Origin of the sequence: Ligilactobacillus acidipiscis DSM 15836, from assembly GCF_001435755.1 — a bacterium.
In the GTDB taxonomy this organism is placed as follows: domain Bacteria; phylum Bacillota; class Bacilli; order Lactobacillales; family Lactobacillaceae; genus Ligilactobacillus; species Ligilactobacillus acidipiscis.
This window is the reverse complement of the sequence record NZ_AZFI01000164.1, coordinates 1-4,298: the sequence shown is the minus strand read 5'-3', so window position 1 is coordinate 4,298 and position 4,298 is coordinate 1. Positions and strand designations below refer to the sequence as shown.

5 protein-coding genes and 1 tRNA gene are annotated in these 4,298 nt (G+C 42.3%); all 6 read right to left on the bottom strand.

Features of this window, described 5'->3' with window-relative positions:
- The coding region (wecB, locus tag FC65_RS09085) for a non-hydrolyzing UDP-N-acetylglucosamine 2-epimerase (protein WP_056972428.1) at positions 1 to 887 on the bottom strand (887 nt) is incomplete at its 3' end.
- Positions 888 to 932: 45 nt separating this feature from the next.
- Complete coding sequence (locus tag FC65_RS12775) at positions 933 to 1,061, bottom strand: hypothetical protein (RefSeq protein ID WP_268869415.1); 129 nt, start codon at positions 1,059 to 1,061, stop codon at positions 933 to 935.
- 180 nt (positions 1,062 to 1,241) lie between these two features.
- Positions 1,242 to 1,315 (bottom strand) — tRNA-Arg (locus FC65_RS09080).
- A 68-nt stretch (positions 1,316 to 1,383) separates the two neighbouring features.
- Entirely contained in the window at positions 1,384 to 1,797 is a 414-nt protein-coding gene (locus FC65_RS09075; protein ID WP_056972426.1) for a DUF3284 domain-containing protein, read from the bottom strand.
- Positions 1,798 to 1,932: 135 nt separating this feature from the next.
- A complete protein-coding gene (locus FC65_RS09070) occupies positions 1,933 to 3,219 on the bottom strand; it encodes a DEAD/DEAH box helicase (protein WP_010496989.1) in 1,287 nt (428 codons plus the stop codon).
- Positions 3,209 to 4,246 (bottom strand): Gfo/Idh/MocA family protein, encoded by a 1,038-nt coding sequence (locus FC65_RS09065; protein WP_010496987.1) that lies wholly within the window; start codon positions 4,244 to 4,246, stop codon positions 3,209 to 3,211. The genes FC65_RS09070 and FC65_RS09065 overlap by 11 nt, the downstream gene beginning before the upstream one ends.
- Positions 4,247 to 4,298: the final 52 nt, after the last annotated feature.

Sequence of the window (4,298 nt, the reverse complement as noted above, 5' to 3'; positions counted from 1 at the left end):
AAAGACGGTGCTTCTTCTTGAACGCCGCCAGAATCCGTCATAATGAAATAACTACGAGCCGATAAGTTATGAAAATCGATCACATCTTGCGGTTCGATCAAGTGCACACGTTTAACATCAGCGAAAACTTCGTGGGCAACTTCACGCACAGCAGGACTTAAATGTACCGGATAAACGATTTCTACATCAGGTCGTTCATCTAAAACTTCTTTCATTGCATGAAAGACTTGGCGCATCGGTTCGCCTTGATTTTCCCGGCGATGCATAGTGACCAAGATCATGCGATTTTCAGCGGCAATTTCATCTAAAGCTGAGTGATGATAATCTTTTTGCACAGTCTCATGTAAAGCATCGATTGCAGTATTACCGGTAACAAATATCTGGTCAGAAGGATGATTTTCTTGCAGCAGATTTTGCTTGCTTTGCTCTGTTGGTGCAAAATACAGGTCACTTAACACATCCGTCATTTGCCGATTCATTTCTTCAGGGTATGGAGAAAACTTATTCCAAGTCCGCAACCCGGCTTCAACATGACCTAAAGTCTTTTGCCGGTAAAAAGCAGCTACACTGGCAGCGAAAGTGGTCGTAGTGTCACCATGGACTAAAATAATGTCAGGCTCAGCCTCAGCGATGACTTGGTCAAGCTTTTGTAAGACGTCAGTCGTGATCTCGTTTAAGGTCTGTCCCTTGTGCATAATATTTAAGTCAAAATCAGGTGTGATCTTAAATATTTCCAGAACCTGGTCTAACATTTCACGGTGCTGTGCCGTTACCACTGTTATTGTTTCAAACTCCGCGGGACGTTGCTGCATTGCTTTGATCAGCGGCGCCATTTTAATTGCTTCAGGACGAGTGCCAAAGACAGTCATAATTTTGATCTTATTCATTTTCTCCACTCCATTACCTTATTTGTTAATTTATCTTACTAATGTTTACTTAATTAAGTTTAATGCCTGATGTGACCCTAACTTTGCTGATCTTGGGGCCACATCAGCCTCATCTGGCCCTACATCTGCCATACTTGGGGCGACATCGACCTCTTCTGGACCTAACTTTACCAAACTTGGGGCCACATCAACTAATTGATGTACATTTGTTTTGCAGATCTGCGTGCAGATAACAATCTTTTTGTATGTGGGTCTGCCTAGCTCTCAACACCAATTTCATTAGGAGCCAAGTTGCTTCCATCATTTTAAAAAAACAACATGCCTGCACCATGCAGTCATGCCGTTCATATACTATGCGCTTGATCGGAATTGAACCGATGACCTACCGCTTAGGAGGCGGTTGCTCTATCCTGCTGAGCTACAAGCGCATGTAGCAACCAGCCTTTTTACTAGTATAGCGGTTAAAAAGCCATAAAGTCAATAGTATCAATTATTTTTAATAACCAATTTCTAGTTGCTTCAAAATTTTTTTGAAATTGTTAGCCAACAGCCAATCAAACAAAATGCTGTTCGTTTTGTTTTTCAGCGCTACCAATAAGTTCTTAGCTTTTACCTTTTGAGTGTAGCTGACCTCGACTTGATCTGCAGCCATTTTTTTCAAATCATAGGCCTTAGAAACTATTTCATCTTTGGTTTCGACCTGAAAGTGGTAACTGACCGCAGAAATCAACTTTGTGATTTGGATCTGACACGATTCGCCCTCATCGTTGACCGACGAATAGGCAAAGCCAGCTAACTCATCAGCAGCCATAAAACGCCCAGTGGCCTCAAATATATCGTAGATTCGTGAATCTACCAGTCGTTCGAAAATGTATTGTGCCGAAACATTTAGTTTAATTGAAGTCTTCATCAAAGACCACCTCGTTTTGATAAGCATTTGTCTACTCTATTATCATAAGCCATTTACGCCCTGATTAAAAGCAGTTTGACCAACTTTGCAACTTTCCTTTACTTGGGCCCAAACTTCTTGGCAAATGAAGTTCGGTTACTCGCCTTGCCTCTTTTTTGGCTTAGGCTTACCCTTATTTTTTCGGTCACGTTTCCGATTTTTCTTATGCTTGATACTTTGTTTCTTTTCTTCAGCTCGAATTTGTTTTATCTCAGTTTTAGTTTTCTTTTTCTTCTTTTTAGGTTTATTTTGCTGCTTATTTTCAGCTTGAGCCGCTTTAAGATCAGTAACCAACTGATGCTGGTATATATAGCCCGTTTGCAGATCATAGTCTTTGTCTTTGACCAGTTGTTTAAACTGACGCAGATCATGTTCGTTGCCTAAATTGATCACTGTTCCTTGCGCACCCATCCGACCGGTCCGACCGCTGCGGTGAATGTAGGTTGTGAGGTCACGGGGGATATCAAAATTGACAACAGCCGGCAGTTCTGCAATATCCAAACCACGCGCTGCCACGTCCGTAGTCAATAACAATCTGATCTTTCGTTTGCGCAGATCAGCCAAGGCTTGCTTACGTTTTTGAGAACTTTGCCCTGAGCTTAATTCACCGATCGCAACGTGTTGAAAAGCCAGTTTTTCGGACGCATCTTTGACTTGAGTGGTTGAATCAAAGAAGACTAACCCTGCAAAGTCATCCAAGTTAGCAAGTTTACGTAACATTTCAACTCGCTTTCGAACCGGACTTTCGATCAAATAATGAGTCACATGACCTTGAGTATTGTCGATCTGACGTACATCGATCACCTCAGGCTCGACTCCGAACCAATGATGAACGTCGGATAAATTAGCAGAATCTGTCGCAGAGAAGAAAGACAATTGGATATCAGCATGAGCATGACTGACGATTTCTCGGCATAAAGCCAAGGATGCCTCATCAGCCAACATTTGGTCTGCTTCATCGATCACACAAGCAGTTAACTTGTGCATCTTCAGCTTGCGCTCTTTGATCACGTCCAAGACCCTGCCCGGAGTCCCAACGATGACCTCTGGGTGTTTTTTCAGCTTTTCGTACTGGCGCTTAACATTGGCTCCACCAATCACAGCGATCGACTTCATTCCTAATAAAGACGCAAAACGCCCCATAACGTTATTGACCTGTACGGCTAACTCCTGCGATGGTACCAGCACTAACAACTGGGTCCCATCCTTGGGCAGCAGTGTCTCTAACAAAGGCATCGCGTAAGCTAATGTCTTACCGGAGCCAGTTGGCGCATACCCAATTACATTTTTACCAGCTGATAAGGGTTCGTAAACAGCCTCTTGGATCGGGCTTAAGCCGGCAAACTTCTCTTTTTCAAATTCTTCAACAAACTTAGGATTCATTATTTTCCTCTTCTACTTCTTCGGCCACTCTATCGGCCTTAAATTTAATGTTGGCGCTTTGCCGCAATTGATACAGGACTTTATTGACCTGCACAGCATAAGCGAGCCAGTCTTCTTCTAATTGTTTTGCATCGTTGGAGCCTTTGTCATTTAGCACATCGGCAAATTCATTAGCTTCAGCGACCATTGGATTATCCTTTTGCGGCACAGATAATTCCTTTTGATGTCCGTTACCATCGTCTAAAACAACCTTATTCAAATCACTGGAATGATCCATCCGGATGGTTTCTTTAAGTCCATAAATCTCGCCTGGCAAATACGAATTAACATTCTTGGCCAGATTAAGTGTGACATCAAAACCTGGGTAGTGCAAGATTGCAACACCCTTGCCATCAACTCCGGTTGGGAGCATAGTAGCATGATAATCGACAGAACTCGGCATACCAAACCACACGATTGCATCATACACAAGGTAAACACCCAAATCTTGGACACATCCGCCAGAAAAATCAGGCGAGAAAATATTAGGTTCTTTACCTGCTAAAACCGCATCATAACGTGACGAATACTTGGCATAGGTCAATGTTGCACCTTGGACCACATTCAATGATTCAACAGCCTTGCTAACTGCCTTAAAGTTTGGTTCGTGAACATGACGAGCTGCTTCGAACAAGAACGTTTCTGGATGCTCGCGCAGGACTTGAACCAACTGTTTCATTTCAAATGGATTTGAAGTGGCAGGCTTTTCAACCACAACGTCTTTTCCGGCCAAAATTGCTTGTTTGCACTGTTCAAAATGTAGACTATTTGGTGAGGCAATGTAGACAATGTCAAAGCTCCCTTTTTCAAAGAAATCATCCAAGTTATCAAAAAATTCGGAAGTGCTTGCAAATTTATCGCCAAACTGATGAGCTTTATCAAGGGTACGTGAATAAACAGAAGTTAACTGCCACTTTTTTGTTTCATGAGCAGCATTAACAAATTGTTCAGTGATCCAGTTAGTCCCAATGATGCCAAGTTTTAACATGAAATTACCTCCTATTTAAAAAACAGAGCGAAGTGAACCGGTTAAAAGTTGA